The sequence below is a fragment of the Cryobacterium sp. TMS1-13-1 genome, assembly GCF_004403125.1.
Taxonomy (GTDB): Bacteria; Actinomycetota; Actinomycetes; order Actinomycetales; family Microbacteriaceae; genus Cryobacterium; species Cryobacterium levicorallinum.
The window spans coordinates 13,203-40,196 of the sequence record NZ_SOGX01000019.1; the positions used below are offsets into that span (position 1 = coordinate 13,203).

Below are 26,994 nucleotides of genomic sequence, written 5' to 3' on the forward strand. Positions count from 1 at the left end.
GGGTTCCTTACTTGGTCTCTTCGGCGGCAACGGTCGGCTCGTCGGCGACAGCAGCCAGTACGGCGGCAATGTCGGAGTCGGCGACAGCGTCGGCGATGGTGACGGAGGGCTCTGCAACGACGGCCTCGTCGGCGGCGACGGTAGCGTCGGCAACCTTCTCGGTCTCGGCAGAGGACTGCGCGGGGGTGGTTTCGGCGTCGGAGGCCTGAAGCAGTTCAGCTTCCCACGCGGCGAGAGGCTCAACTTCGGCCTCCGGCTTGGCGTGGCGCTGGATCAGGCCCTCGGCTGCTGCGTCCGCGATGATGCGGGTCAGCAGGCCAACGGAGCGGATGGCGTCGTCGTTGCCCGGGATCGGGTACTGCACGTCGTCGGGGTCGCAGTTGGTGTCGAGGATGGCGATGACGGGGATGCCGAGCTTGCGCGCCTCGTCAATAGCGAGGTGCTCCTTGTTGGTGTCAACAACCCACAGCGCAGACGGGGTCTTCGTGAGGTTGCGGATTCCGCCGAGGCTCTTGTGCAGCTTGACGAGTTCGCGCTTCTTGATGAGCATTTCCTTCTTCGTGAAACCGCTCTTCGCGGTGTCTTCGAAGTCAAGCTCTTCGAGTTCTTTCATGCGGGCCAGACGCTTGGAAACGGTCTGGAAGTTGGTGAGGAGTCCACCGAGCCAGCGCTGGTTGACGTAGGGCTGGCCTACGCGCTGCGCCTGCTCTGAAATGGATTCCTGGGCCTGCTTCTTGGTGCCAACGAAGAGGATGGTGCCGCCGTGGGCAACCGTCTCCTTGACGAAGTCATAGGCCTTGTCGACGAACCCGAGCGACTGCTGCAGGTCGATGATGTAGATGCCGGAACGCTCGGTGAAGATGAAGCGCTTCATCTTCGGGTTCCAACGGCGGGTCTGGTGCCCGAAGTGCACGCCGCTGTCAAGCAGCTGGCGAATGGTTACGACGGCCATGTGCCGTACTCCTGTTCTGATGCGCGCTCGCACGCACACCAATCGGTTTGTGCGATGATCGGTCGATCATCGCTCCTGGTGCCCGGCACATGTCCGCCCTGTACCTGCAAGATTCGCTGTGCATGAATCTGGCTGTACGGGACCGATTGAACATGGCGGCCAAATGGGCACGCGTAGTCAGCGCACAAAGCGCTGCTGGGGATAGCGTACCACCGTCGGCCGGGTGGTCGAGACCGGACCGCAGGAGAACGGCTCCTCCACCGCCGCGGTCCTTATGTCCTCTGCACGATTGCGCCCACGAGCTGTTCGCCCGAGGCGCCACCCGGCCAGGCTGGCCCCATGCATACGGTACGCAATCTCGCGATTCGCCGCCTGGCGACATCCGCTGTGATGCTGCTCATTCTTCTCGGGAGTCCCGTTGCCACGGCGAGCGCGGTTCCCCCGGCGGTCGTGACGCCGGCAGCGGATGGCTGGCGCTGGCCGCTTCCGGAGCCGCACCGGGTGATCGCCCCGTTCATTGCGCCGGTCACGCCCTATGCTGCCGGTCATCGAGGCATCGACCTGACGGCGCAGACCGGCGATACCGTGCTGGCTCCGCACGACGGCGTCGTATCGTTCGCCGGAGTGGTCGTTGATCGACCGGTGCTCTCCCTCACCCAGGCCGGTGATCTGATCACAACGGTGGAGCCGGTGCTGGCGCTCGTGGCCGAGGGCGACCGGGTGCAGGCCGGGCAGCAGATCGGAACTGTGGCGACGGGCGGCCATTGCCCGCCGGGCTGCCTGCACCTGGGGATACGCCTGCACGGGAACTACGTGTCGCCGCTGCTCTATCTCGGCGGCTTACAGCGGGCAGTTCTGCTTCCGGCCGGCCCGTGACGGTGCGCCGTACTGACGTGTCAGCGCGACCATAGCAACGCCGGCGGTCAGGCGCGGGGGTGGGCCAGTCCGTAGCTGGCCTTGAGCCGTTCGGCGGAGACGTGCGTGTAGATCTGGGTGGTGCCGAGGCTGACGTGTCCGAGTAGCTCCTGCACGGCCCGCAGGTCGGCGCCGCCGTCGAGAAGGTGGGTGGCCGCGGTGTGTCGCAAGGCGTGGGGACCCGCCGGACCGGTTCCGGGAACCTCGGCGAGCAGCGTGGCAACCAGTCGGTAGACCCCGCGTGTGCCCAGACGCTGACCCTGGCGGCCAAGAAACAACGCTGTGGTGCCGGGTGCTGTGGTGCCGACCGCTAACGTCGGGCCCGAGCTCGACGCGTGTTCCACGAGCGAGCGGCGGGCCAGGCCGAGGTAGTGCACGATCGCACGCTGCGCCGGCACGCCGAACGGTACCACGCGCTCCTTGGAGCCCTTGCCCGTGACCCGCACGGTCAGCCGGTCGAGGTCGACGTCGGCGACGTCGAGTCCGACGAGTTCGGAAACACGCAGGGCCGAGGCGTAGAGCAGTTCGACGATTGCCAGGTCGCGCACGGCCAGATCACGCACGGCCAGATCACGCACGGCAGGTTCGCGATCGATGCGGGTCCCGGATTCAGCGCCATCTGGCATACCTCTGGCCTCCACTCCCCCGTGCGCGCGGGCCGTCAGCAGTTCGAGCAACTCGTTCATCTGGGTGTGGGTGATCACGCGGGGAAGGGTGTGGCCAGGCTTCGGCGAGCGCAGGCGAGCGGCCGGATCCACACTGTCGTCGCGGGCCCGCGCCAGCCAGGCGGAGAAGCTGCGCGCTGACGCCGACCGACGGGCGAGCGTCGCGCGGGCCAGGCCGGCCTGGGTGCCGACCCACAGCCATTCCCGCAGCAGCTCCAGGGTCAGATCAGCGGATGCCGCGGCACCACGTTCCGCAGCAAACGCCGCCAGCTGCGCCAGATCGGTGCGGTACGCCCGAACGGTGTGCGCCGAGTAGCCACGCTCCGCGCTCAGGTAGCGCAGAAACGCGTCGATGTCGTCGGTCAGGGTCACGGTTTCAGTTTCGTCTCGGCAGCGAGCGTGCCGCGCGCAACCCGCGGCACGGGGGCAGAATTGGCGGGCCGAACGGCATCCGTTCGTGGTCGCGTTGGTCTGCTGGCGCTGGGGCGCTTCGCGTGATCATTGTTGGCGGGAAAAGGCTTCGAGTCGGGCTTCGGGTGACAGGGTGGCCAGTCGATCGACGTAGTCGGCCGGAAAATGGGTGGCCGTATCGAAGGCGCCGATCGGTACCTGCGAGTGCGTGATCTGGTCGGCGTAGACGTGCAGCAGGTTGACGGTGCGGCCGCCTTTGACGCCGGTCAGTTCACGCTCGGGAGCGCTGAGATCCATCGTGTAGCAGGTGGCCGCGGCCACGGAGACTGGAATTCCGGCGAACAGACCCTGGGTCGCATAGTGCAGGTGACCACCGAGAATCGCGCGTACGTCGCTGCCGGCCAGCACCGCCGCCAAGCGCGGCTGTTCCTGCAGTTCGAGCACGCTCATCAACGGCAGCGGGGTGGGAATCGGCGGGTGGTGCAGCGCCAGGATGGAGCCGTGACGGGCGGGCGTGCTGAGCACCGTGCGCAGCCACTCCAGCTGCGCGTCGGTCACCTCACCGTGGTGATAGCCCGGCACGCTGGTGTCGAGGGCAATGATTCGCAAGCCGTCGAGGTCGTGCACCTGGTCGACAGGGTCCTGGTCGACGCGGCCTTGGTCGAGAGTGCCTTGATCAGCTGCGCGCGCAGCTTCGCCCGGCTGATCCTGCCCGAGTAGGACGCTCCGAAATGCGGCGCGCTGGTCGTGGTTGCCCATCACCCAGATGACCTTCGCTTGCCACTGGGCCGCGGCGGCTTCGACGATGCCGCGGATGCGGCGGTAGGCATCCGCTTCGCCACGATCGGCGACATCACCGGTGATTATGAGGGCATCGGGGCGGATGCCCGACCGGTGCAGCTGTTCGAGGGCACGATGCACCGTGGTGTCGGTGTCGACGGTGCCGTACAGCGCCGAGGCATCCGCTAGAAAATGGGTGTCGCTGAGGTGAACCAGAATCTTGTCGGCGGGCGCATACTGGCCCCACTGCATGCTCGCCATTTCCCGTCCCGTCGTTGGGATCCACCCTACGGGCTGCCACCGACAGTCCGGTCACCCGGGGCTATCATGGCTGCATGTCTGCCCAGCCGGACGCCTACACCGAGGCGTTGGACCGTGCACTGCTGCACGCCCAAGCCTGGCTTGCGTCGCTCCCTATCCGCCCGGTCGGCCCCGCGTCGACGCTGATACTCTGGCCGCGCTGTCGACCGGCCCCATTCCCCCGACTCCAACCGCTGCGGCCGACGTCATTGACGAGCTGGGGCCCTTTGCGGAACCCGGTCTGATGGCGATGCCGTCCGGTCGGTTCTTCGGCTGGGTGATTGGGGGAACCCTGCCAGCAGCCCTCGCCGACGACTTGCTGGTGACCGCGTGGGACCAGAACGCCGGAATGCGCTTCGCCACTCCCGCGACTGCCGTGCTCGAGGAGGCCGCTGCGGGCTGGCTCCTTGATCTGCTCGGGCTTCCTTCCGGAACGGATGTCGGATTCACGACGGGCGCGACGATGGCCAATTTCGTCGGTCTTGCCGCCGGTCGGCAGTGGGTTCTGGAGCATCCGACCCGATGGGTGCAGCGATCGACGTGGCGAAGCGGCAGGGAGCCTGGGTACACGTGGACGGGGCTTTCGGCCTGTGGGTAGCGGCCGACGGCACTCCGGCAACATTGGCCCGGGCAACCCGTTCGAGAAGGTGCCGGAGCTGTCCCGTCGGGCGCGAGGCGTTCCGGTCTGGGCTGCGCTCCGATCCCTCGGTCGTGATGGCACGATCGCGCTGGTCGACGGGCTCGCGGCCAATGCGCGTGCCCTGGCCGATGGGCTACGGTCGATGCCGGGGTCGAGGTCCTCAACGAGGTGGTGTTCACGCAGGTGTGCGTGAGTTTCGGCAGCGACGATCGCACCCGGCGGGTGACGCAACAGCTCATTGCCGACGGCTCAGCGTGGATGTCGAGGTCGCGCTGGCACGACCGGGACATTCTGCGCATCTCGGTGAGCAACTGGTCGATGGATGCCGCGGACGTCGCGTCCTCCCTCGCCGCCGTGAAGCGGGCCTGCGCGGCCATGGACGGGGCCGAGGACAAAGCTGTGGTCCCAGACTTGGAGGCAGCGATGGGCACAGTTGTGGACGCAGCCAACGACATAGTGGAGCGCTGGCCGGACGCCACGTGCTCAGCTCCGCACCCGCACCCGCACGCGCACGCGCACGCGCACGCAATCCATAGCCCCGCAACGGACGATCGAAATTGACCCTGCGGATCTAACGGCCGCATCCGACCACCATCCAGTGACGCCGCACGCCCGGCCACGGGAGCGCCGCTCCAGCTGGTTCCTGGTAGCCCCATACGCGCCTTACGCGCGGCGCACCCAGCCAGCCTCGCGTTCCTGGGCGGCGCCGTCGAGGTCGAGGCCGCCCAGGGCGCCGCGCACGGCCGCACTCGACAGCCCGGCTCGGCGTGACAGGTCGGCGACCGTGCGCGGCGAGCGACCGCTGAGGGCATCAAACACGCGCACCTGGTCGCTCGTGCGGGGTATCGGCCCGGGGCCGGTGTCGGTTTCGGGCCCCGCTTCCAGGTGGAAATTGGCCAAGGGCACCTGAACCGACCGATCGCCGACCAGTTCGGCCATTTCGGTCGGGTTGGTCACGCACACCGCGGCGAACTCCCGGATGAGGCGGTGGCAGCCAGCCGAGGTCGGGCTCGTGATCGGGCCGGGCACCGCGCCAAGCGGGCGACCGAGCGCGGAGGCGTGGCCGGCTGTGTTGAGCGAGCCGGACCGCCAGCCGGCCTCAAGCACGACCGTCGCCGCACTGGACGCGGCGATGAGCCGGTTTCGTTGCAGAAACCTCCATTTCGTGGGTGCTGCGCCGCAGGGAAGCTCGGAGACGACCGCGCCGGAGGCCACGATGCGGGTGAGCAGGGAGTCGTGGCCACTCGGGTAGAACCGGTCGACTCCCCCGGCGAGAAAGGCCACGGTCAGACCGTCACTGGCCAGGGCGGCCCGGTGGGCCATCCCATCGATGCCGTACGCGGCACCGGAAACGATGGCGAAGCCACGGTCGACCAGCCCCGCCGAAGCTTCCATGGCGATGTGCTCGCCGTATCCGGTGGCTGCCCGCGCCCCGACCAGTGCAATGGAGTTGGGCAGCGCGGCGAGGGCACCGGGTTCGCCACGCCACCACAGGGCAAGCGGGGCGTGTTTCTCGAGGTCATTGAGAGCCGCCGGCCAGAGGGAATCCGTGGCCAGCAGCAAACGAGCCTCGACGCGGGCCGCCTGTTGCAGCGAGCGGATGACCTCGGTCGAGTTGAGCCGCGGGCGCCAGCGCTGCAGCCCCTGGTCTAACGCGGCCTCGAGTTCGGCGCTGGTGTCGGCATCCGCTTCGCTGAAATCGATGGACGGACTCACGGCGAACAGCACACTCGGGCCGACGGTCGTATCGCCGGAGAGCGCGTCGCGCACCAGGGCACCGAGGCGCACCGGGCTCCACGCCTCGAGAATAACGGTCAGGGCGACGCTGGCACCGAGGCTCGCCACGAGCACTCCGGCCGTGCCGTCGCCCGGCTCGGCGATGCCCGACCACGCGGCGCGGGCGAACACCTCGGCGACCATTGCGGTCTCGATTTCCATGGCGTCGCCGTTGGTCGTGCCGCTCCCGTCTGCACCGTCGGCCCGATCCGTGCCATCAGCAACGCCTGCGCTGCCGGCCAGACCTGGTTTCCTGGCGCTCGAAATCGGGACCAGGTTCTGGCCTGCAGCCGCGGTGCCATCGCAGGTCTGCGGTCCGTCACCGGCCGCCGGCATCCCACCGCGCACACCGGCGGCGAGTGCCCTGACCCGGGATTCGTCGAGACCAAACAGCTTCATGATGTCATTCCTTTGCGTAGGTAAAGGGCTTGACCGACCTGGTCGGCGCCGGGACTGGTGAGACCGTCGTAGTCGGCGAGGGTCCAGGCGATGCGCAGCACCCGGTCGTAGCCGCGCATGGTGATTCCGCCACGTTCGAGGGCGCGATCCAGGCCCGCCGTGCATGCCGGGGCCAGCCGCACCGGGGCACCGCGCAGCCACGGGCCGGGCACCTGGGAGTTCACGGTCCACGGCGTGCTGCCCAGCCGTTCGGCTGCTGCAGCCCGAGCGGCCACCACCCGATCCCGGGCGCTAATGCTCGTGACGCGCTGGGTGCCGGCGGCGAAGCGCAGCTGGGCGGCGGTAATGCGCTTGACGTTGAGTTGGATGTCGATGCGGTCGAGCAGCGGACCGGAGATGCGCGCAAGATAGCGGCGGCGCGCGTTCGGCGGGCAGGTGCAGCTCAGGTCGCCGGCCCCGTACTGCCCGCAGGGGCAAGGATTGGCCGCCATCACCAGTTGGAAACTGGCCGGAAAGTGGGCGACGGCATTGGCTCGGTGAATGCTGATCCAGCCGGATTCCAACGGTTGGCGCAGCGCGTCAAGCACCGGCGAAGCGAATTCGGGGGCTTCAGCAAAGAATCAGTTATACACCCTTGTGATATTGTCAACTATGAGTCAATCATCGACCCCGAAGAGGGCGGCCCTATACCTCAGGCAATCGCTCGATCGTGCAGAAGGCATCGACAGCCAGCTCATTCGTTGCACCAAGCTTGCTGAAGCTCGCGGCTGGAATATCGTCGCAACCTTCAAGGACAACGAGATCCGAGCGTCCAAGCCCCGCGGCCCAGAGACAGGTTGGGGTGAGATGCTCCCCCGCATCGGCAATGACTTCAACGTTGTCATCGCGGTGGACCTCGACCGTTTGCTCAGGAACACCCGCGATCTCAACACGCTGATTGATCTTGGCGCACGGGTCGTCACCGTCGATGGCGAGATCGACCTCAGCACAGCAGACGGTGAGTTCCGAGGCACGATGCTTGCTGGCATTGCTCGGTTCGAGTCACGCCGCGCGTCGGAGCGTCAGAAGCGCTCGAAGCAGCATGCAAGCGAGTCAGGCAAATGGCACGGAGGGATACCGCCCTACGGTTACAGCGCCAAAGATGGTGCGCTCGTTGAAGTAAAGAGTGAGGTCAAGCTGATCAAGGATGCCGCGAAACGCTTGCTCGAAAACTACGAGCCGATGCACGCAATCATCACTGATTGGAACAGTCCGAAAGTTCCCGGCGGTTCAGTACCGAAACACAAGACGCGAGGCGGTCATCACTGGAGGCAGTCGAATCTGCGGCACATCCTCATGAACCGTGCAATGCTCGGAGAGACCAAGGCAGGCAAAGTCGGTTGGAAGCCGATCATCGAACAAGACACCTTCGACCGCCTCCAAGCATTGCTCACCGATCCCTCCCGCAAGGTCACTCACTCCCCCGGCGTCAAAGGTGGGAAATACAGCATGGGTGGAGGCCTTACCGTTTGCGGCAAGTGCGGCAAGCCCCTCATTACAAGCACCAAGTCAGGTGGAGGCGAAGGCAAGCGCCCCTCCCTCTCGTGTCTTCGGCGCGTACACGGCCCGAGCGAGCATCACCCTCAGGTGCAGCGGATGGTTACCCGCGATGGCAAGAAAGTCGAGGTCTGGCAAGACACCGGACGAGTCGCCGTAGCCCACGACCTCCTTGAGGAGTACGTATTCAGCCAGGCGACAGCACGGCTGAAGTCGACTGAGCAATGGCACTCGCGCAAGTCCGAGAAGGACCCCGCCGTCGATGCGAAGATCGCGGCCCTCAACGAACAACGCACGGCTCTGGCTCAGAAGCTTGACCGCACTGAGGACTTCGCGTTGGACGGTCTGATCAGCAAGGCGAAGTTGAAAGCGGCGCGAGACAGCATCACCGCCGAGATCGAACAGATCAGCAGGGACATCGCTAAGTTGGTCGGGAAGCCCTCGGTTGGTGAAGTCTTCGGAAAGCTAGATCGAATATTGGCAGCATGGCCAAAATGGACTCCGGGCAAGCGTCGAGAGTTTTTGAAGTTCTTCATAGAGCGTGTCGTCATTGACGACTGGCCTTCGGGCGTGCCACGCAACACCTTCCAGCTACCAAGCGAATCCGATAGGGATTACAAGAACCGCGAAAGAGTACGCCTAATGGCGGCCGTCGAGGCGAGAACTCGAATTGAATGGCGTGACGAGTGATTCGATCAGGCGACTGGCTTTGAAAAGATCTAAGTGAACTCCTCGAGCGTGCATAGCAAACGCGCCATTCGGGATGCTTCCTGATCGGCGGCCATCGTCTGAGAGGCCAGATAGTATCCAGGGGTGGATCTAGTTGGGGATGAAAGCCGTGCGTTCTGGGGTGCAGCTGCCCAAATTGTTCCGATACTCGCCTTGGCCCTTGTAATTGAAACGCGATTCATTGCCGGACGCTGGCGCAAGAAAAAATTCAAGAAAAATAGGAAGAGCCGATGGTTCCTCGGAATTGCCTATTCGCTGGTAGTGGTGCCCCTCCCGAACGTGTTGATGTTATCGCTCGCGAATACTGCCGAAGAGAGCACCAGCGGAATCGGGAGTCTTCTCGTGTCGCTGTGGATCGGCGCGGCGATCTTTCTCGTGGCCTACATTCCGGCGTGGCGCCTACTAAGCGTTGCGTTAACTGACCTCTTGCAATTGCTGGGGGATATGTTCCCATGGTCAGCCATAAACACGCTTCGGCGCACCGTCCGCCAAGGCGACATTTTGCACGCCGAAGCTATTCGCTTCGTGCGGGGGCGTCGAATCTCTAGTCTGATGGCTCTGGCGGACGTATATATCGGGATCATCCCGTTGGAGATTAAGAATGACCGGCATGGCTGGACCACTGAACAGCGTATCCAGAGCCAATCGAACCATGCGATTCTCGCCCAGATCTGGAAACACGACGCGGAATTCAGACGAGCGATAGCGAAATTCGAAAAACAGCGGCGTGCTGGAAACGGTCTCGTCGATGCCGAAATCATTGAACGCAACAAAGTAGCCCTCAAGCACATGAACCGCGTGACGACGGATTTGCTCGCGGGGATTTCGGGTTAGAGCTGTAGCCGAGCGGATAGGTACCTTTGCAGGTTAAGACTCGGCCCGCGCCCGCTTGAGGTCGGGCAGACAGCGCCTAGGGCCAAGGCAGCATGGGAGAGAGGTATTTCTCGATCACTTCCAATTCGGTAAGTTTATCGCGTGGACACATGGAACAGCTTCTGGACGTGGGCGAATGAGAACCAACTCGCCGCTACTGTAATCGGTGGTGCCATCCTGTTGGGTGCCCTCAAACTTCTGTCTTTCATCCCAAAGATTGGCCCGCACATCGGCAAGTTCCTGAATTGGACTTGGTCCTTCCACCCTGTGAGTGCGCGCAGACATTCTTGTGAGGTCAAGGCGCTACGAGGCGAGATGAACGACGTCGCCGAGGATGCTGTCAGGAGGCTAAAGCTCGAAAGTGATGATTTCGACAGATCTACAGCAGCAGACAGAAGGATCTATGCTGACGCCCTGGTGCGCGCGGAGCAGGTGCAGGCCGCAGCCGCGATCGGCGCATCCAAGCCGCTTCCAGAACCCCGCTGGGCCGTTCGGCTTCAACCAGGCACCTTTGACCAGTTCCAGCTCGTAAACACCGTTCCTCGCAGCGTCGCCCGGGAAGTTCGTATTGAAACAGACGCGAACCTAACAATTATGGACGCTGGACATTGGGAAAACTTATCTGGAACTTCAACCGGCCCATTTATCGGCGAATTGTCTTCGAGTGCTTACTCGCAAGGCGTAAACATGTCCGTTACGTGGCTCGATGAGGCACTGCGGCGAAAGACTGTAAAGGTGTCACTCACCAAAGACGGAATCGAGGGGTCCGCTCCCTTTTGAGCGCCTTACTGAGTAGTCGACGCCTTGTAATTTTCGAATGAGCCTGTCATCAGTCGGTACCTGAACTTGTAGTGATAATTTTGCTACACCTTTATCTGTAGACCCCAGTGAGGGGGGCACTTATGCCGAGAGGACTACGACGTAGCGCAACGACCACCAGTGCTCGTTACGCTTAATAAATGAAGATAACTAACTGGGACACACTTGTTGACGAAGGTGGCTACTCCCAAACCGCGGAATTCGCCCAAGCCGAAGCAGACCTCGAAGCCGCGATCACTGGCGTCGTCTGGCCCGTCGGAGCAGTCGACTTTGCGATCTACCCGGAGTCGGGCAAGAAGCGGGGCGAAGGCAACGGTGTCGTTCCGATCAAGAACGGCTTTGCACGCTCAATTTTGGCGCGCGGCTGGGAGCTTGAGAAGAATGCTCCACGAGACGGCTCCGTCACTGAAACGATCAAAGGGTCCCGCCCCGGTGCCTTCGATGCACACCTAACCTTCGATGATAGTGAAATGGCTCCCTTCGTCGCTGAATGGGAGACGGGCAATATCTCGTCTAGCCACCGTGCAATCAATCGCATCGCCTTGGGAATCAAATCTGGCTATATCTCCGGAGGCATCTTGATACTGCCCAGCAGCAAGCTTGCGCCTTTTCTCACCGACCGAATCGGAAACGAACCGGAATTGCAGCCATACCGACAGCTATGGGCAGACTGGCGGCTGGCTCCATTGAGCTATTTCGCCATTGTCGCTGTCGAGCATGACCGCACATCGACTGACGTACTCCGCCTACCAAAGGGAAAGGACGGGCGCGCTCTCATCTAGGGGCCTTGGCTTCAATGACTTAGCCCGTTTCCGGCCACCATCACCGAGGTCCGGCAACGCAACGTCGTTCCCGGTTCCATCCAGCCGATTGATGATTGGCTCTACGTCGCCAAGTTCGACGCCGATCCATTCCCGGTGCATTCGCTCTGCGACAGAGTATGTCGTACCTGACCCACCGAACGGATCAAAGACCGTGTCGCCAGGGTTCGAGGCGATCGTTAGGACGCGCTCAAGCATCTTCTCGCTCAGCTCATTCGCGCCGCGATTCTTCGTGCGCTTGTGACGCACTGGCGAAATGTCGTTCCACACGTCCGAAACGTTGATGCCGTCGGGGTGCAGCTTGTTCCTGTGCCCGCCGTAGTCCTTGACGTCCCCGCCGCAGTGACGGCAGACCTGGATGGGCAAACGAGGCCGAGTAAATGTCCGAGGCTTGCCCTTCGTGAAATAGAGCATCGAGTAGTGAGCCGGGTACAGTTTCCCCTGGATTGGCAATCCGAACTTCATGTCAACGGTTATCCAGTGACGGAAGTTCATCCCCAGCTCCATAAACGTCTTGCCGTTATGTATGTTCCACTTCGGAATGTTGTAGAGGAAGAACGCTCCCCCGGGTGAAAGCAATTCACACCCTCGTTCGATCCATTCTTTGGACCAGCGCAAATACTCGACTTCGCTCGTAGCGTCATCGTAGTGATCGCCGTACATTTTCCCGAGGTTGAACGGTGGGTCGGCAAAAATGAGGTCGACTGACCCAGACTCCATCTGAGACATTAGATCAAGGCAGTCGCCCTGAAAGAGCTGCCCGTGCTCAGTGGTAAAACTTGGCAGCATCGCGATGCTCTTGCTCATGCGGTAACCCTTGACTCCATAGTGACAAGCCTAGGCGTGACCACCGACAGGTTAGCTACACCCTCGGCGCTGCGAACGCTATTTGGATGCCATTGCACGCCGCCGCCCGGTAACGGCACAGCATCACCGTTGAGGCGATCTGCGATGGCGCGATAGGTGTGACCTCGCGAGCGAAGGTTGCGAATTCGGCGCACAACGGCAGGGTCTTGACCTTGAGGGCGGCCGACATGCACGCCCTTTGCTTTCGCGGCTGCGAGCGCTTCCTTGGTGCGAAGCCCGATAGTCTCGCGTTCCCACTGAGCAACGGCTGCCATGACATTCGCCACCAGCTTGCCTGTCGGCGTTGTCGTGTCGATGCCGAGGTCAAGCGCCACAACGCTCCAGTTTTGCTTCGCAGCAGACTCCAGCAATCGAGCAAAGTCGGCAAGTGAACGCGACAGCCGATCCAGCTTCGCGACGACCAGAGCATCGGCCTCACGCGCTTTCAGCATGGCGAGCGCAGCCGTGATGCCAGGACGGTCGATGTCCTTGCCCGACTTTCCAGCATCCTCGATCCACTCCACCTGCCAACCTCGACGCTTCGCCTCGGCGGTGATGCTTGCACGCTGTGCGTCGAGGCCATGCTCCTGAGTGATGGTGCTGACTCTGAGGTAGCCGATCACCCTCATCGGATGCCCTCGAATAGATCACCCTCGAAGTAGGACAGACGAGCACCTGTCGTGGAGTGCTTTGCGTAGTAGACATATGAGGCCTCGCGGAACTCCACTCGCCAACCTGCGTTATCCAGTGCGTCGGCAAGCGTGTCGTCGGCACCATCTGGAAAGAAGGCGTCGCCACTGCTTGAAGGCTCGAAGGTATCCAGGATCGCCTTCAACGCCGCGAACGTGTCCGGCTTTTCGGCACGGATTCGTGCGAGCGTCACATCGTACAGGCTCCAATAGGCATCGAGGTTAGACATTCGCAGCCTCCCAGAGCGACGGCGAGGCGTAGCCGTTTCGAGCGTCGCTCGCGGTGAGGTACACGTATCCGGCTTCGCCTTCCGGCACCGCCTCGGAGATCGGTTCCCTTTCGGCAGGGCAACCGGCAAGGTGTTCGGAGTCTTCGCCGCACTCGCTGCACTCGGGCGAGGCGTGAACAGCCATGCCGTCTTCGTCGCCTTCGGCAACGCTTTGGGCGAGCGACCATAGCGGGTAGTTCGGCTGGTAGGCCATGCGGACTTCGGCACTGGGGTTGAGGCCTTGGAGCGCCTCGATAAGTTCTTCAACGGTCATTGTCTTTCCATCCTTGAGTCTCGAAGATTTGTTCGATTACAAAGTTGACAATATCAATCGTGCACCTCTTGTCAAATAACCCCTCGGTTTGTTGTACATAGGGTTTGATCTGGGGTTTTACTCCATGCGACGTGGGCGCATCTGAGGCATCGACAGGCAGGGTGATATCGATCTTCGACCTCGCACCTACGTCGCCTCGGTAGGCATCGTGTGGCCTACCGCAAGCCTCTGCGGCGCTGGCGCGGAATGGACATCGCGCGAGGTACTTCGATCTGTGCCTCACTGTTGAAATGCGCCTCGAAAGCGCCTTCTACGGCTGTTTCCATCCATGGCTTTGAGCAGCTTGTTACGGCTCCGAAGTCAATGCGACTGGTACGCCATTACGCTCGATGATCCAATAGCCCTTTCCGGAGTCTTGCTTCAGCAGTTGAACGATTCCGTGTCGAGGTACCGTCACGGGGCTGCAGTGACTGTAGCGATGCCCGAAGCCGCCATGTGAGTGCAGTTCACCGCAGTAAGGGCACTCGATCACTACAGTCGGCTCGCTGTGCCTGATGGCATGGGTGATTCCGACTTCTTGATTAGCCAAATAGCGCGTCTTGTACGCGTACATGCGGAGAGGCTTGCCCTGCGTGCTCGGGTAGTCCGCTACGAGCCATGTTCCACAGCCGGCGCATTGGCCATGAGCACCCTTCATAACCTCACCTGCCCACGGCGTGTGGCACTTCGGGCAAGTGACGGTTTTCGTGTCTTTCATATCGTTCGTGTTCTCCCTTTCAGTTGGTCGCGAGGACTATCTGCCCTCCCGAGGTATCACCTCGCGCGTATATATAAAATGGGGTTTATAGGGTGTATAAGTCACTTCTAGGGCGACTTATACACCCGTACACCCGATATTTATTTACCCGCGAGGCGGGTGTATTACTCGCCCCAGCCATCGAGGTTGACCCCTGTGCTGGATGCTGGCGTTGCGAACGGTGAGGCACTCGACTTGAAAGAATAATGCCCTCTCATAGGCCTGTCGATGTCACCGGCCTTGACCATTCGCATCAGTTTATTGACTACGTTCTGCACCGATTGGTTGTGCCCGATGCCAGCGCCGTCGATGCTGTTCACATGCTCACGGATATCTGTTACGGATTGCGGCTGTGCAGTGCCCTTGAGGAATTCGAGGATCGCATCACGGACAGGGTCACCTGTGCTCCGGCCATCCTGAGCGCGTTTCTCACGAGCAAGTAGATCATCCACAGATGTGTCACTAGGCCCGAGGTAGATCGCCACGCCGAATTCCTGCTCGACGGTCTGTTCGACGCCGTGGGCATCAAACTCACCAGTCAGCACCCTGACTGGTGCCTGAGTCATTGCATAGGCCCAACAGTCACCGTCCGGACCATAGTTGTTCTTATCCTGCTGGGCGATGGTGTAGCCAGTTTGCTTATCTCTTGCCACTGCAATGTATGACCGACAAATGTCTCGCCAAGCGTGAGCACCAGACAGCTTTTCAGCAATCGAGCCGTGACCCTTTCGCCAGTGCATTACTGCGATGATCGCCACGTTCAACTCCTGCGCGAGCTTCGCCACAGGGTCAAGAGCCATGCGAACTTCCTTGGGACGATCTGGGCTGCCATCCATGAAGCTGATTATCGGGTCGAGAATCACGATCCGAGCGCCAGAATCCTCGATGTCGCCCCTCAATGAGTCAAGGTCGTCACCGAGACGGAACATCGTCTCGACGCCCTTTACGGTGGTGGTGTCCATCTCGACAATGAATTCTTCAATGCGTTCAAGATCGGCACCAGCCGCACGCAGTCTTGGGCCTACTTGTCGTTCAAAGTCGTCTTCGCCAGCGGCCATCAGAACGTTGACTGGCTTTCCAGCGAGGTCACCAGCCATTGCGCCATTTGACCAGTCGGCTGCCATGCGCGTGAGGATCGTTGACTTTCCCACGCCGGCTGTACCGGCGATGATCGTAAGCGCTCCCATTGGGACGTAGTTGTGCCACGCCCACCATGTCTTTCTGGGCATCATGTCGGACGCCTTCCTTCTAACTGTTCTACGGTTGTCCGCTACACGCGGCTTGTCATTGACCTTTCCGAGCAACTCTGCGATTCGCTTGTTGTCAAATGCCTGGCTCATGCCAAGCCCTCCCTGTAGAGCCAGGCAGTAATGAACTGCCGGTTGATGTAGTCCTCCCTGTCGATGAAGCCCCGAGCGCTGTGCACGGCCTTCTCGACCTCTGACCATGGGAAGCTGTCTTGTCCAGGCGTTGCCTCCCAGACCAATCGAGCTAACACCCAGACCTCCGCTTCGGCGTCAAGACCTAGCTTCAGCCACCAACGACACCCCAGCCGGTGCATGTAGTCGTTCCGGGAACTGAGCGGCAGTCCATTCGTGATCGCCTCCTCTGTCGACGGAAGATCAGCGCGGGGAGAGGGTGACCCTCCTCCAAGGCCTGAACGGTTGATTCGCCACCCTTGAATTGCCCGCAGTAAGGCTTCGGGCGCGAAAGGGATGTCTCTCAGGTCACCGCGAAGCAGGGTGTAGACCCTCTCACCATCGACACCGTCGCGAATGGTGCCCGGTGCCGCGACTTGATGGCCGCCGTCAGCCTTCACATCGAGGTGAGGAACCCAAGGGACCTTACTGTCGAGGCGACCGCTGTACCGGAAGTACAGGTGGGCACCACTCGCGGTCTGCACCAATGGCAGGTTGCTGAGGTCGATGCCCAACAGTTCTTCTACGTCGATCAGCGAGGCGAACCCTTGGAAGCTCCATGGTTCTTCTAAATTCGGCTTGCAGTCGACGTCAAGCACGCCGATGCCATCCCCGGTCAAAATCCCCCAGTTGCACCGAGGGAACTCATGCCGCCATGCCTGTATGACGTCGTGATCGGCACTCGCACGCTTTGGCCATTCGGTCAGCCATGGGCGGTTAGTTCCAGGCCGAAGAGGCAAGAACCTCAATAATGTACTAATGCCCTGATCAGCGATATAATCGCTATCGAAACACTTTTGAGCGGGCGTTTCTTCCTTCGGGGAGGGGCTGTTTTGCTGGCTGGCCAGTGAAGCGGCCCCTTCTGCGTTATCAGGCATCATCTTCGACCTCCAGCGAGTACAGGAAGGCAATGACACGATCAACTGTCGCGTCTGAGATGACTTTCGCTTCTGCGACAGCCTCGTAGAACGGCGCGAGGCGATCTTCGGCCGCGTTGTCGGCGGCGGCCATGTCACTCACCCACCGTGTCGCCATAGCGCGGCGGCCAACTGTGCCGATACTCCAGCGAGGCTTCGTCTAGAAGGACTTCAGCGGGCAGACCAAACAACCGCTCCAGCGCATCGATTTCTCGCGGGGTTGGGTACGTATGGCCGTGGGCAAGATTATTGATGCGGACAGCGTTCGTTCCGAGCGCTTGCGCGACCTTCTTGTAGGTGAGGTCATGAACCTTGATATGCCGGACAAGTGGTTGCCGACTGTGTGGGAGAGCCACGACAGGAACCTTTCGGTAGTCCTATCGCCGGTACTTTGGTCCCCCGGTGTGTTTTCCTCCGGGCTGTTGTACCTGGTGCCGTCTTAGGTCGGCCCTCCAGCGAATACCAACGCGATGCGCGAGTAATAGATTCAATATATCGCGTTTGATCTGGGTAATCGACTGTCTGACGGAATCGACATCTGCGGCGCTAACAAGCGCGGTCGATATTGTTATCGACCTCGCGAAGCTAGGGCCTCAGCGGGCATCCTGGGATCGCTGCGGGCGCGCTACGAGTCAACGCCTTGTTGTTCCTCGATGAAGTCGCGGCAGACTCGACGCGACTTGAACGTGCGGCATCTGCAATGCGCCATTCCTTGTGGACTGTTTGGACAGCCCGGTGCTGTTGCGACGTGCCGCGCCTCGATCGTTCGATGCCGCCACGTGCTGATGTCCTCGCTCACAGCCGACGCCGTCTGTCGACGGATCGTTCCGTGAACCGTTCCTCGATGTTGCGACGTGTCTCGCTCGGCGGCGCGTTCGGATCGACAAGAGGTTTCCACTCGCGGTTGGGGTCGGGCGAGAACTCGCCCGACTGGCGGCCAGCGGGTAAGCGCGGTTCGTTCACGGTGTCTCCTATTGCTTGCGTCGGGGCGGCTCAGCTGAGCCTCGAACGTGAGCCTTCTCACCAAGAAGCTTCCCCGGAATGATGCGAGGAATATCGTCTTCGTCCTCGACCACTTCGGCATCCTCGACGTTCAGAAAGGTTGCGTCTGTCGTGGTGTAGGCGGGAAGTTCACCCATCTCCTTGACGAGGTCCTCAGGCACGGCACGGTTGATCTGCACGCCAGTGCCCTGCGTGAAGACGTGCTGCATAGTGATCTCCCATGGCTTCACCTCCACTTCCACGTTCACCCCCGGGCCAAGGCCTGTGCGATCGAGCACCATTTGGACAGCGCGCAGGCGGTCACTGTCCGATGTGCCCTGGGCGCTGAGGATGCGATTTAGCTGCATGACAGCAGGCTCGGCGAGCTCAAGCAGACGCTCGCGGGCCTTCTTCGCGACGTGTCCAGCGCTGCCACCGTGCGTCTTGCAGACCGTGCCGCCCCTGATGGCCGCCTTCTTGCACTGTTCGCCACTACGAGTTGAGTGAGCCTTGCAGCGGTTCTGGAGGTCGGCCGCTGTCGCGTTGGCAATCTTGATCGAACCTCCATGCACGCCACAGAAGTCGCTCCCAGAGATAGCCCAATTACGGCATGGGTCACCCTTATGCGGATTCTTTGCCCCACCGACTGTGCCTCTACATTGTCGCTTAGCAGCCATGATTCACTCCGACGCGGTCTGCGGAGTCGCACCGTGCTCGAAGATGTATTCGTCCGCGCACGAACCGCACATCTCGATCTGCACAACGTAACGGCCGAACGCAACCCAGAACGGCACCAGAATCGCCTGAGCGTTCCGGCAGACATCGCAGTATCGGACGCATGCCCGGGATGCAATGGGGAATGTGCCTGTTCGGGTCAGCTCCGTCGTATGCGCGCTGAGGGCATCGCGGGCCCGGATGATCGGCACAGTGCCGTGAGCTTCAATCTCGCCGTCGAGGTGAGTCACAGCGTCGGTGATCATCGGGCCGATGACTGGGTGCGCTCGCATAAAGCGGTTTTGTGGGGCGAGTCGCCGCGCTTCGGCAGTCTCGGCCTCAAGCTGGTCCGTCATCGCGTTGACCAAAGTGTCAGTGCTTGCGTGCATGGTGTGGCCCTTCCAATCGGCCCTCTGTGGTTGGAAAGGACGTCGCCGCGAGGGCCACAGGCGACGACGCCCAGATGTTGGGCGCTGAGGTGAAAGGGGTGATAAGTCCCCAGCGCCCTGTCTGTTACCAGATCGGTGCCGTGTATGCCCCGCTGGCCTTGATCTGGGTGACCGCTGCACCTTCGCGGTTGCGGACGCCAAGACCGAAGCCGCGCATGTACACGGAGTCAATCAGTGGGTAGCGCATGTTCTTGTCCTGGACGAGGCGGAAACCACGGTTGGTAGCAACCGGGTGCTCACGGAAGCCAAGTACGTTGGCGCCGCCAACTGCGACGGCGATCACGTAGCCCGCTTTCGCAAGTGAGTCCTGAACGATCAGCGCGTCTCCGTAGGAGCCAAGAACATCCAGACCGTTGAATGTTGACGGCGGGCGCGAACCAACCAGCGAGAGGTCGGTGAGGTACGCAGGCTCGTCGGCTGTCGCGATGAAGTCGAAGCTGGCACCGAGCGCAGCGCGAAAGGTGCGAATGACTGTGCTCTCTTGCTTGTTGACAAGGATCACAATTCGCTCACCCGACGACTTCAGACCCCGACCGTGCTCGGTCAGCTTCGCCATCAGGTCGTCAAGGTCGCCAGAATCAACGGTAGCGGCACCTGACACCAGATAGTGAGTGTGACTGGCAGAGAAGGTTGTTCCATCAGGTGCCATCGGCGGCTTGTCGTCAGCGTCACCGGCATAGAGCGAGTAGATCGTCTGACCCAACTCGTTCACATCGCGAGGACTGAACAAGCCACCAGTCGGGGTCGTGATTGCCGACATGATCGACTTGAAGATGAGGCGGTTGTCGGCCTCCTGCGCTGCGATTTGCACGGCTGCAACCTGTGAGGCACTGGCGTCGCGAAGGAACTTGTACGTGAACCGGCTCGCGGTGTCGTGCCAGTCTAGGTAGTAACCCACGCGACCGTAGTTCGGGGTGGCGCGGCCGGCGACAGGCACGCCGAACTCCGATGCCAGCTCAAGGTCCATGCGGCCACCGTCGAGCGGCACAAGGTCGGAAGAAGCTGTCGTGTTGAAGGTGAACAGGGCGGTGAATGCGCTACGGCCAGAGTTCCACGCGGAGAGTGCGCTCTGGAACTCATCCCAGATTGTCTGGAGCGAAACGCCGTCAGCCGTTGTCGAGAGGATGTCACTCCCGACGTTGAAGCCTCGATCGGCTCCGATGATGTCACGGAACTGAAGGTCCATGGCAACTCCTAACGGTCAGTGAAAATGGATGGCGCGTGACCACTGGTCGACGCTGACTGCTGCCTGACTTGCGGAGTGGAGAGAACCTCTAACACTCAACGCTCAGAAGGCTGCGGAACATCACTGATATTGCCGTTGTTTCAATAGATATCACATTCGATACTTTGATGCACTATTGGGTGAATTAATAATTTGTCGCTTCGTCGAGAAACAGCACTCCGTGCGAGGCTTGCGAGGCAGCACCGGGACGAATCTGCCCGTTGCCGCCGCCGACCATGGCTGCGGCCGTTGCGGTGTGATGGGGCGCTTCCCATGGCGGCCGGGTAATCAGGGCATCGCCGAGTCCGAGACCGCTGAGCGAGCGCAGGGAGCTGACTTCGAGCGAGCTGGCCGGGTCGAGATCGGGCAACAGCCCGGGCAGTCGGGCCGCGAGCATGGTCTTGCCGGCGCCGGGCGGGCCGAGCAGAAAAACGTGGTGCCCACCGGCGGCGGCGATCTGCAGCGCCAGGATGGCGTCGTCGTTGCCGATCACGTCGGCCAGGTCGGGTTCGGCAGCCAGACTGCTCGGTACGGTCGCCGCCAGGATCGGCTCGACCGGAATCGGCGGGAGGTCTGCCCCATGCCAGATCGCCGCCTCGCGCAGCGATGCGACGCCGATCACTCGAATATCGGGAACGAGCCGCGCCTCTGCCTCATTGCCGATGGGTACCATCACCGTCGTGTGACCGAGGCGGGCGGCGGTCATCACGCCCGGCAGGATTCCCGGGGTCGGTCGCAGCCGCCCGTCGAGGGCAAGCTCGCCGAAGTGCACGACCTTGCCCACCGACACCTGCGAAATGGTGCTGTCGGCGGCGAGGCAAGCCAGGGCGATCGCGAGGTCGAACCCGGCACCGTGTTTGGGCAGCGCGGCCGGCGACAGATTGATGGTGAGGCGGTGAACAGTGAGGGGGCATCCACTGTTTGCAGCCGCAGCACGCACCCGCTGGGTCGCCTGAGACAGGGCAGCGTCGGGCAGGCCGATCAGAATCATGCCGGGCAGTTGCGCCGAGATATCGGCCTCGACCTCGACGAGCGCCCCGGTCAGGCCGAGCAACGCCACGGCATGGGTGCGGGCGATGCCCATCAGAACACGCCCTCGAGGTGTTCGATGACCGGTTCGCGGCCCCGCGGGGCGATCACGGCGATGACGTCGAGCCTAATCTGGCGCGGCCACCGCTCGGCCTGCACACACCAGGCCGCGGCGAGGCGGCGCATGCGGGCAAGTTTTTTCACGGTGATGGCTTCAAACGGATGCCCAAAGCTCAGGCTGCTGCGCGTCTTCACCTCGACAAAAACCACCGCAGAACCGCGTTGTACGACGAGGTCGATCTCTCCCTCGGCGCACCGCCAGTTGCGGGTCAGAATTGTGTAGCCGGCACCCTCCAGAAAGCGAGCGGCCTGCTCTTCACCGAGTTTGCCGACTTCGTCTTTGCGCGCCACGAGTGCCTCCGAGAACCAGAGTGACCGCTCGCGGGGCGCCGTGGCCGGGCCGCCCCCGAATTGGAACAGAATGCGGCGATCCGGGCGCTGTGGAGGAGGCTACCCGCAGCAGGAGCAGGCTGCGTCGGGGTGCAGAACAGACCGGGGCGGCTACTCGTCCTGCAGCACGAACAAGCGGCGTACGACCTCGCCGGCGACGAGCGCATCCAGGCTCTCGTTGAGGTCGGCGAGCGGACGCGTATCGGTGTGCAGCAGCTCGACCGGCAGCTTGCCGTCGCGCCAGAGCTGCAGGTAGGCCGGAATGTCCCGGCTCGGCACGGAGTCGCCCATATAGGAGCCGAGCAGCCGGCGACCGAGCCCCGCGAACTGCAGCGCGGGCGTTGTGATGGTCTGCTCGGGGTGCGGCAGGCCGACCGAGACGAGCGCGCCGCCGCGGGTGAGGAGGGCGAGGCTCGCCTCCATGACCCGGGCGCTGCCGACCGCCTCGATGGCGAGATCAACGCCGTCGCCGGCATGCGTGTTCACGAGCTCCGCTGCTTGCTCGGGCGATCCGGCGTGGTCGGCGCCGCACCGCACGGCGAGGGCTTGTTTTTCGGGCAGCGGATCGATGGCGATCACGGTCGTGCCGTCGACCTGCGCGGCGGCCATGACCGCCATCAGGCCGACCGCGCCGAGACCGAACACGATCACCGACTGGCCGGGCGCGAAGGCGCCGGTGCCCAGCACGGCGCCGATGCCGGTCAGGGCCGCGCAGCCGAACATTGCAGCGACCTCGAACGGAACGTCCTGGTCGATCACCACGACGGATTCGCGGGCGACGACGGCGTACTGGGAGAACGCCGAGACGCCCAGGTGGTGGTTGATGCGCTCCCCCGCTCCGCTCACCAGTACGGCCGGGCCGTGCAGCAGGTCGCCGGTTCCATTGGCCTCGGCGCCACGGTGGCAGAGTGCTGGCCGCCCGGCCCGGCAGGCGCGGCAGTCGCCGCAGCTCGGCACGAACACGAGAACGACCCGGTCGCCGAGCTTGAGATCATCGATGCCGTCGCCGAGCCCGGCAACGGTTCCCGCGGCTTCGTGGCCGAGCGCCATCGGCAGGGGGCGCTGGCGCGAACCGTCAATGACCGACAGGTCCGAGTGGCAGAGGCTGGCCCGTTCGATGCGCACGAGCACCTCGCCGGCGCGCGGGACCGGCACCGGAATCTGCTCAAACGTCAGCGGGCGGCTGTCAGCGTAGGGGCGCGCCGAGCCCGCTTCGCGAAGAATCGTGCTGAGCATCATTGTTGGAGTCATTCCTCCAACCTATCGCCAGCGGCCACGTACGCTGGGCTTATGACCACGCTGCGCAACCGGGTGACCGATCTCACAATGCGCGCCATGAATGGTGTGCACCGGATGCTGCTGGCCCTCTCGGGCGGACGCCTCGGCTGGACCATCGGCACCATGCAGACCGTTGAACTGCACACGATCGGCCGCAGCAGCGGGTTCCCTCGGTCGACGATGCTCACGGCGCCGATTCATGAGGGCGGGCGGTACGTGCTGGTGGCGTCCAAGGGCGGCGACGACCGGCATCCGTTCTGGTACAGCAACCTCGTGGCGCAGCCGGACGTAGACCTGACCATTCGCGGGGTGACGCGGCCTTTTCGGGCGCGCACCGCGACATCCGCTGAGAAAGCCGCGCTGTGGCCGCGCATCGTGGCCGCCTACCCCGGCTATGGCGCCTACCAGGCAAAAACCGACCGCGACATTCCCGTGGTTATCTGCGAGCCGCGCTAACCCGGTGTTGAGGTTACGCTACGCGAAAGCAGCGGCGGCGGGCTTCCCTGCTTACCCTCGATGTCTGAGCGAGGAGCGAGTGACCCGCCGACTCCGCGGGCCGCCTGCGGAACGCGGGCACATCCCCGGGCCCACCTTAGGAAGCTGGGCCCGTGATAGATCATGGGCCCACTTTCCGGGCCCGGGCCCGGTGCAAATCAAATTACTAGGCTACCGGCTCGAGGGCCTCAGCGGAGAGGATGGCCGGGAAGATGGGCGCGTGCACGCCGGCCATCTCCTCGAGGACCCGGATGACCTGGCAGCTGTAGCCGAATTCGTTGTCGTACCAGACGTACAGCACGGCCTTCTGCTCGGTGACGATGGTGGCCAGCCCGTCGACGATACCGGCGCGACGTGAGCCGAGAAAGTCGCTGGAGACGACCTCGGGCGAGTCGATGTAGTCGATCTGCCGGTGCAGCGAGGAGTGCAGCGACATGGTGCGCAGGTAGGTGTTGAGTTCGTCCTTATCGGTGGCTCCGGCCAGGTTGAGGTTGAGGATGGCCATCGACACGTCGGGCGTGGGCACGCGAATCGCGTTGCCGGTGAGTTTGCCGGCGAGCTCGGGCAGAGCCTTGGCGACGGCCTTCGCCGCACCGGTCTCGGTGATCACCATGTTGAGCGCGGCCGAGCGACCACGGCGGTCGCCGGAGTGGAAGTTGTCGATCAGGTTCTGGTCGTTGGTGAAGGAGTGCACCGTTTCGACGTGGCCGTCGATGATGCCGTAGCGGTCATTGATCGCCTTGAGCACCGGGGTGATCGCGTTCGTGGTGCAGGACGCAGCGGTGATGATGCGGTCGCTCGCCAGGATGTCGCCGTGGTTGATGCCGTGCACGATGTTCTTGAGCGCGCCCTTGCCCGGCGCGGTCAACAGCACCCGGGACACTCCGGGGCATTTCAGGTGCTGCGAGAGGCCTTCTTCGTCGCGCCATTTGCCGGTGTTGTCGACGACGATGGCGTCGTGGATGCCATATTGCGTGTAGTCGACGCTGGCCGGGTCGCCGGAGTAGATCACCTGGATGAGCGTGCCGTTGGCGAGGATGGTGTTGTTCTCTTCGTCGATCGTGATCGTGCCCTCGAAGGGGCCGTGCACCGAGTCGCGGCGCAGCAGGCTCGCGCGCTTCACCAGGTCATTGGCGGATCCACGCCGCACGACGATGGCCCGCAGACGGAGCCCCTGGCCACCACCGGCGTGTTCGATCAGGATGCGCGCGAGCAGTCGGCCGATCCGGCCGAACCCGTAGAGCACCACGTCGGTGCTGGAGCGACCATCCCGTCCGTGCTGGCCGACCACATCGGCGAGTTCGCCGCGCAGGTATTCCTCGAGGGTGACCCGGTCGTTCTGCTCGCGAAAGCCGAGGGCCAGGCGGGCCAGGTCGACCGAGGCAGCACCGAGACCCAACCCGTCGAGGGCCTGCAGAATCGGCAGCGTCTCGTCGAGCGGCAACTCGACATCCGCTATATGACGCGCGAAGCGGTGCGCCTTGAGCAGGCCAATGACCGACCGGTTGACCAGGCCGCGCCCGTAGACGCTCGTCACCACATTGTTATCGCGGTAGAGGCGCCCGATCAGGGGAATCATCGCCTCGGCGAGAGCCTCGCGGTTACTCCACGTTGCACGGGCACGATCAGCGTCCTGAATCACAGGGTTGCCTTCCTAAACCATCTTTAGTCAGTTAGACGGAGCATGTCCGGCCACCCACGGCCCCGGAGTCATTCCTTACTCGTCGAGCGCAAGTTCCTTGGGGAGTTCGAAGTCTTTCGAAGCGAGCTCTTCCACGTTGACGTCCTTGAAGGTCAGCACGCGTACCGACTTCACGAACCGGTCGGAGCGGTAAACGTCCCAGACCCAGACGTCCTTCATGGTCAGTTCGAAATAAAAGTCGTGCTCAGTGTCACGGCGCACCAATTCGACCTCGTTTGCGAGGTAGAAGCGTCGTTCGGTTTCGACAACGTACTGGAACTGGCCAACGACGTCTCGATATTCCCGGTACAGGGCCAACTCGACCTCTCGGTCGTAGTCCTCGATTTCGTCTTCTTCCATGGTGACCCCATCTTACAATGAGATTTTCAGCCACGATTTTCGATGTAAAGGGCTCGGTCCGAGCAGGTCGATCGCGCTCATGTGCGCCGCGCTGCCATAGCCCTTATTCGACGCCCAGCCGTAGCCAGGTTCGTCATCGTGCGCCGCGATCATCAGACGGTCGCGGTATACCTTCGCAATAACGGATGCTGCCGCGACCGACCCGCAATCCCGGTCGGCTTTGATGCGGGTCACGACGTTCAGCGGGGTGGCCAGCGCCTTATTCAACCAGTCGTCACTGCCGTCGAGCAGCACGATGCTGCCGGCCACGTCGACGCCCTGCGCATACAGGTCGGACAGGGCACGCTTGCCGGCCAGGCCGAGGCAGGCAATGATGCCGAGTTCGTCGACCTCCGCGGCCGAGGCGAGTCCGACAGCCGAGAACGTCGCCCAGGCCGCAGCGAGCGGCGCAAGAAGTTCGCGGCGCGGCTCGCTGAGCATCTTCGAATCGCGCAGTCCAACGGGCATGGTCAGAACGGATGCGTTCACCGCGGCGAATCCGACGGCCACCGGCCCGGCGAGGGCACCGCGGCCGACCTCGTCGCACCCGATGACGAAGCTCGCTCCGCGGTGCAGCAGGTCGAACTCCACCTCGAGGGTGGGATCAGATACTGCCACTACTCGGTGCCCTGCTCGGCCTGCTCGACCTCGCGGAAGACGTCGGGGTAGTCGTCGAGCCAGGCCCAATGGGCCAGCGGCCAGCTCACGACCAGAGCCCGCCCGACGACGTTCTCGACGGGCACATAGCCCTGACCTGCGGTCTCGCCGTTGAACCGGGAATCCTTGGAGTTGTAGCGGTTGTCCCCCATCATCCAGAGCGAGTCGTCCGGGATGGTCACGTCGAAGTCGATGTCGGAGACCTTGGCCTCGCCGGCCGGCAGCAGCACGTAGGCGGATTCGTCGAGCGGAACGTCGTTCACAGTCATCTGGCCGAGGGCGTTGCAGCAGACGACGTGGTCGCCGGGCAGGCCGATGACCCGTTTGATCAGGTGGTCGTTACTGTCGGGGGCAGACAGGCCCACGACCGAGAGCAGCCAGTCGGCGCCGGCAACAACAGGATTTTGCACGATCTCGGCCTGCGGCAGCAGCCACCCGCCCGGATCTTTGAATACGACGACATCGCCGCGCGTGATCGGGATGAGCTCGGGTTCGAGCTGGTTCACGATGATGCGATCGTCCACCTGCAGGGTGTTCTCCATCGACCCGGACGGGATGTAGAACGACCGAATCAGAAAGGTCTTGATTAAAAACGAGATCAGCAGAGCCACCACGAAAATGATCAACAGGTCGCGAATAAACAGCAAGACGCTGCGCTTCTTGCTGGGCGCCCTGGTACTTCGTGCCATTTTGCTTCGGGACCTCTTCGACTCTGACACCCGATGATCGGACCTGGAGGCGAGCACTTCATCTGTCATTTAACCGCCTGAGCTCCCCATCAGTTTAGGTGATGGGGAGCTCAGTAAGAATC

Annotated in this window: 30 protein-coding genes and 2 pseudogenes; 7 read left to right on the forward strand and 25 right to left on the reverse strand. The window is 62.7% G+C overall.

From position 1 onward, the window contains the following. Positions 1-7 precede the first annotated feature (7 nt). Positions 8-952, reverse strand: coding sequence for a 30S ribosomal protein S2 (gene rpsB / locus E3T31_RS16025; RefSeq protein ID WP_134470209.1), 945 nt, complete (start codon positions 950-952; stop codon positions 8-10). 339 nt (positions 953-1,291) lie between these two features. Between rpsB and E3T31_RS16030 the strand changes: the two genes are divergently transcribed. Then, positions 1,292-1,828, forward strand: coding sequence for a murein hydrolase activator EnvC (locus tag E3T31_RS16030; protein WP_134470211.1), 537 nt, complete (start codon positions 1,292-1,294; stop codon positions 1,826-1,828). 47 nt (positions 1,829-1,875) lie between these two features. Here the strand turns inward: E3T31_RS16030 and E3T31_RS16035 are convergent, their stop codons facing one another. Both E3T31_RS16035 and E3T31_RS16040 read right to left on the reverse strand, forming a co-directional pair. After that, positions 1,876-2,904 (reverse strand): tyrosine recombinase XerC, encoded by a 1,029-nt coding sequence (locus tag E3T31_RS16035; RefSeq protein ID WP_134470213.1) that lies wholly within the window; start codon positions 2,902-2,904, stop codon positions 1,876-1,878. 126 nt (positions 2,905-3,030) lie between these two features. Further along, positions 3,031-3,975 carry a phosphodiesterase gene (locus tag E3T31_RS16040; protein WP_370304629.1) on the reverse strand — a complete coding sequence of 315 codons (945 nt, stop codon included), beginning with the start codon at positions 3,973-3,975 and terminating at the stop codon, positions 3,031-3,033. An 83-nt stretch (positions 3,976-4,058) separates the two neighbouring features. Between E3T31_RS16040 and E3T31_RS16045 the strand changes: the two are divergent. Further along, positions 4,059-5,017: pseudogene (locus tag E3T31_RS16045) on the forward strand (aspartate aminotransferase family protein); the annotation flags it as partial. Positions 5,018-5,326: 309 nt separating this feature from the next. On the opposite strand, the gene dprA reads toward E3T31_RS16045, so the two are convergent. The 3 genes and pseudogenes from dprA to E3T31_RS18530 all read right to left on the reverse strand — a co-directional run. Further along, on the reverse strand, positions 5,327-6,838 hold the full coding sequence (gene dprA, locus E3T31_RS16050; RefSeq protein ID WP_241978050.1) for a DNA-processing protein DprA: 1,512 nt from the start codon (positions 6,836-6,838) through the stop codon (positions 5,327-5,329). Then, positions 6,835-7,206 (reverse strand): hypothetical protein, encoded by a 372-nt coding sequence (locus E3T31_RS18525; protein WP_255454072.1) that lies wholly within the window; start codon positions 7,204-7,206, stop codon positions 6,835-6,837. Before E3T31_RS18525 ends, dprA begins: the two co-directional genes overlap by 4 nt. Continuing rightward, positions 7,183-7,446 (reverse strand): annotated as a pseudogene (locus tag E3T31_RS18530) (ATP-binding protein); the annotation flags it as partial. The pseudogene E3T31_RS18530 and the gene E3T31_RS18525, both read right to left, overlap by 24 nt. Positions 7,447-7,489: 43 nt before the next feature. Here E3T31_RS18530 and E3T31_RS17930 point away from each other — a divergent pair. The 4 genes from E3T31_RS17930 to E3T31_RS16075 all read left to right on the forward strand — a co-directional run bounded on the left by E3T31_RS17930 (position 7,490) and on the right by E3T31_RS16075 (position 11,577). Next, positions 7,490-9,064 carry a recombinase family protein gene (locus tag E3T31_RS17930; RefSeq protein WP_166788536.1) on the forward strand — a complete coding sequence of 525 codons (1,575 nt, stop codon included), beginning with the start codon at positions 7,490-7,492 and terminating at the stop codon, positions 9,062-9,064. A 123-nt stretch (positions 9,065-9,187) separates the two neighbouring features. Continuing rightward, positions 9,188-9,937: a hypothetical protein gene (locus E3T31_RS16065; RefSeq protein ID WP_134470219.1), complete on the forward strand. Its 750-nt coding sequence runs from the start codon at positions 9,188-9,190 to the stop codon at positions 9,935-9,937. Positions 9,938-10,078: 141 nt separating this feature from the next. Beyond that, positions 10,079-10,756 (forward strand): hypothetical protein, encoded by a 678-nt coding sequence (locus E3T31_RS16070; RefSeq protein ID WP_134470221.1) that lies wholly within the window; start codon positions 10,079-10,081, stop codon positions 10,754-10,756. A gap of 179 nt (positions 10,757-10,935) precedes the next feature. After that, the gene (locus tag E3T31_RS16075; protein WP_134470223.1) at positions 10,936-11,577 is read left to right on the forward strand and encodes a hypothetical protein; all 642 of its coding nucleotides are present in this window, start codon (positions 10,936-10,938) and stop codon (positions 11,575-11,577) included. Here E3T31_RS16075 and E3T31_RS16080 read toward each other — a convergent pair. The 15 genes from E3T31_RS16080 to E3T31_RS16140 form a co-directional block, all read right to left on the reverse strand. Then, positions 11,542-12,423 carry a site-specific DNA-methyltransferase gene (locus E3T31_RS16080; protein WP_134470225.1) on the reverse strand — a complete coding sequence of 294 codons (882 nt, stop codon included), beginning with the start codon at positions 12,421-12,423 and terminating at the stop codon, positions 11,542-11,544. The two genes, E3T31_RS16075 and E3T31_RS16080, sit on opposite strands and share 36 nt — an antisense overlap. After that, positions 12,420-13,085 carry a recombinase family protein gene (locus E3T31_RS16085; RefSeq protein WP_206750326.1) on the reverse strand — a complete coding sequence of 222 codons (666 nt, stop codon included), beginning with the start codon at positions 13,083-13,085 and terminating at the stop codon, positions 12,420-12,422. Before E3T31_RS16085 ends, E3T31_RS16080 begins: the two co-directional genes overlap by 4 nt. A 2-nt stretch (positions 13,086-13,087) precedes the next feature. Next, entirely contained in the window at positions 13,088-13,381 is a 294-nt protein-coding gene (locus E3T31_RS16090) for a hypothetical protein (RefSeq protein WP_134470229.1), read from the reverse strand. Further along, complete coding sequence (locus E3T31_RS16095) at positions 13,374-13,694, reverse strand: hypothetical protein (RefSeq protein WP_134470231.1); 321 nt, start codon at positions 13,692-13,694, stop codon at positions 13,374-13,376. The genes E3T31_RS16090 and E3T31_RS16095 overlap by 8 nt, the downstream gene beginning before the upstream one ends. Positions 13,695-14,615: 921 nt before the next feature. Then, positions 14,616-15,830 carry an AAA family ATPase gene (locus E3T31_RS16100; protein ID WP_166788537.1) on the reverse strand — a complete coding sequence of 405 codons (1,215 nt, stop codon included), beginning with the start codon at positions 15,828-15,830 and terminating at the stop codon, positions 14,616-14,618. Next, positions 15,827-16,786, reverse strand: coding sequence for a bifunctional DNA primase/polymerase (locus E3T31_RS16105; RefSeq protein WP_206750327.1), 960 nt, complete (start codon positions 16,784-16,786; stop codon positions 15,827-15,829). The genes E3T31_RS16100 and E3T31_RS16105 overlap by 4 nt, the downstream gene beginning before the upstream one ends. Next, on the reverse strand, positions 16,779-16,919 hold the full coding sequence (locus E3T31_RS17935) for a hypothetical protein (protein WP_166788538.1): 141 nt from the start codon (positions 16,917-16,919) through the stop codon (positions 16,779-16,781). Before E3T31_RS17935 ends, E3T31_RS16105 begins: the two co-directional genes overlap by 8 nt. Before the next feature lies 1 nt (position 16,920). After that, positions 16,921-17,181, reverse strand: a complete 261-nt coding sequence (locus E3T31_RS16110; protein WP_134470237.1) for a helix-turn-helix transcriptional regulator — start codon at positions 17,179-17,181, stop codon at positions 16,921-16,923. 439 nt (positions 17,182-17,620) lie between these two features. Beyond that, on the reverse strand, positions 17,621-17,788 hold the full coding sequence (locus tag E3T31_RS17940) for a hypothetical protein (RefSeq protein ID WP_166788539.1): 168 nt from the start codon (positions 17,786-17,788) through the stop codon (positions 17,621-17,623). Positions 17,789-17,796: 8 nt separating this feature from the next. Beyond that, positions 17,797-18,378, reverse strand: a complete 582-nt coding sequence (locus tag E3T31_RS16115) for a hypothetical protein (RefSeq protein ID WP_134470238.1) — start codon at positions 18,376-18,378, stop codon at positions 17,797-17,799. A 108-nt stretch (positions 18,379-18,486) separates the two neighbouring features. Beyond that, complete coding sequence (locus E3T31_RS16120) at positions 18,487-18,909, reverse strand: hypothetical protein (protein WP_134470240.1); 423 nt, start codon at positions 18,907-18,909, stop codon at positions 18,487-18,489. Positions 18,910-19,033: 124 nt separating this feature from the next. Further along, complete coding sequence (locus tag E3T31_RS16125) at positions 19,034-19,936, reverse strand: hypothetical protein (RefSeq protein ID WP_134470242.1); 903 nt, start codon at positions 19,934-19,936, stop codon at positions 19,034-19,036. A 403-nt stretch (positions 19,937-20,339) separates the two neighbouring features. After that, complete coding sequence (locus E3T31_RS16130; RefSeq protein WP_134470244.1) at positions 20,340-21,278, reverse strand: ATP-binding protein; 939 nt, start codon at positions 21,276-21,278, stop codon at positions 20,340-20,342. Beyond that, the gene (locus E3T31_RS16135) at positions 21,278-21,634 is read right to left on the reverse strand and encodes a YraN family protein (protein ID WP_134470246.1); all 357 of its coding nucleotides are present in this window, start codon (positions 21,632-21,634) and stop codon (positions 21,278-21,280) included. Before E3T31_RS16135 ends, E3T31_RS16130 begins: the two co-directional genes overlap by 1 nt. A gap of 150 nt (positions 21,635-21,784) precedes the next feature. Beyond that, a complete protein-coding gene (locus E3T31_RS16140) occupies positions 21,785-22,924 on the reverse strand; it encodes an alcohol dehydrogenase catalytic domain-containing protein (protein ID WP_134470248.1) in 1,140 nt (379 codons plus the stop codon). A gap of 39 nt (positions 22,925-22,963) precedes the next feature. Between E3T31_RS16140 and E3T31_RS16145 the strand changes: the two genes are divergently transcribed. Continuing rightward, the gene (locus E3T31_RS16145; RefSeq protein ID WP_134470249.1) at positions 22,964-23,407 is read left to right on the forward strand and encodes a nitroreductase family deazaflavin-dependent oxidoreductase; all 444 of its coding nucleotides are present in this window, start codon (positions 22,964-22,966) and stop codon (positions 23,405-23,407) included. 205 nt (positions 23,408-23,612) lie between these two features. Here the strand turns inward: E3T31_RS16145 and E3T31_RS16150 are convergent, their stop codons facing one another. The 4 genes from E3T31_RS16150 to lepB form a co-directional block, all read right to left on the reverse strand. Next, entirely contained in the window at positions 23,613-25,088 is a 1,476-nt protein-coding gene (locus E3T31_RS16150) for a glyceraldehyde-3-phosphate dehydrogenase (protein ID WP_134470251.1), read from the reverse strand. A 75-nt stretch (positions 25,089-25,163) separates the two neighbouring features. Continuing rightward, positions 25,164-25,487 carry a DUF2469 family protein gene (locus E3T31_RS16155; RefSeq protein WP_092449218.1) on the reverse strand — a complete coding sequence of 108 codons (324 nt, stop codon included), beginning with the start codon at positions 25,485-25,487 and terminating at the stop codon, positions 25,164-25,166. Positions 25,488-25,499: 12 nt separating this feature from the next. Further along, positions 25,500-26,144 (reverse strand): ribonuclease HII, encoded by a 645-nt coding sequence (locus E3T31_RS16160; RefSeq protein ID WP_134470253.1) that lies wholly within the window; start codon positions 26,142-26,144, stop codon positions 25,500-25,502. Beyond that, on the reverse strand, positions 26,144-26,872 hold the full coding sequence (lepB, locus tag E3T31_RS16165; RefSeq protein ID WP_134470255.1) for a signal peptidase I: 729 nt from the start codon (positions 26,870-26,872) through the stop codon (positions 26,144-26,146). Before lepB ends, E3T31_RS16160 begins: the two co-directional genes overlap by 1 nt. Between the last annotated feature and the right edge of the window lie 122 nt (positions 26,873-26,994).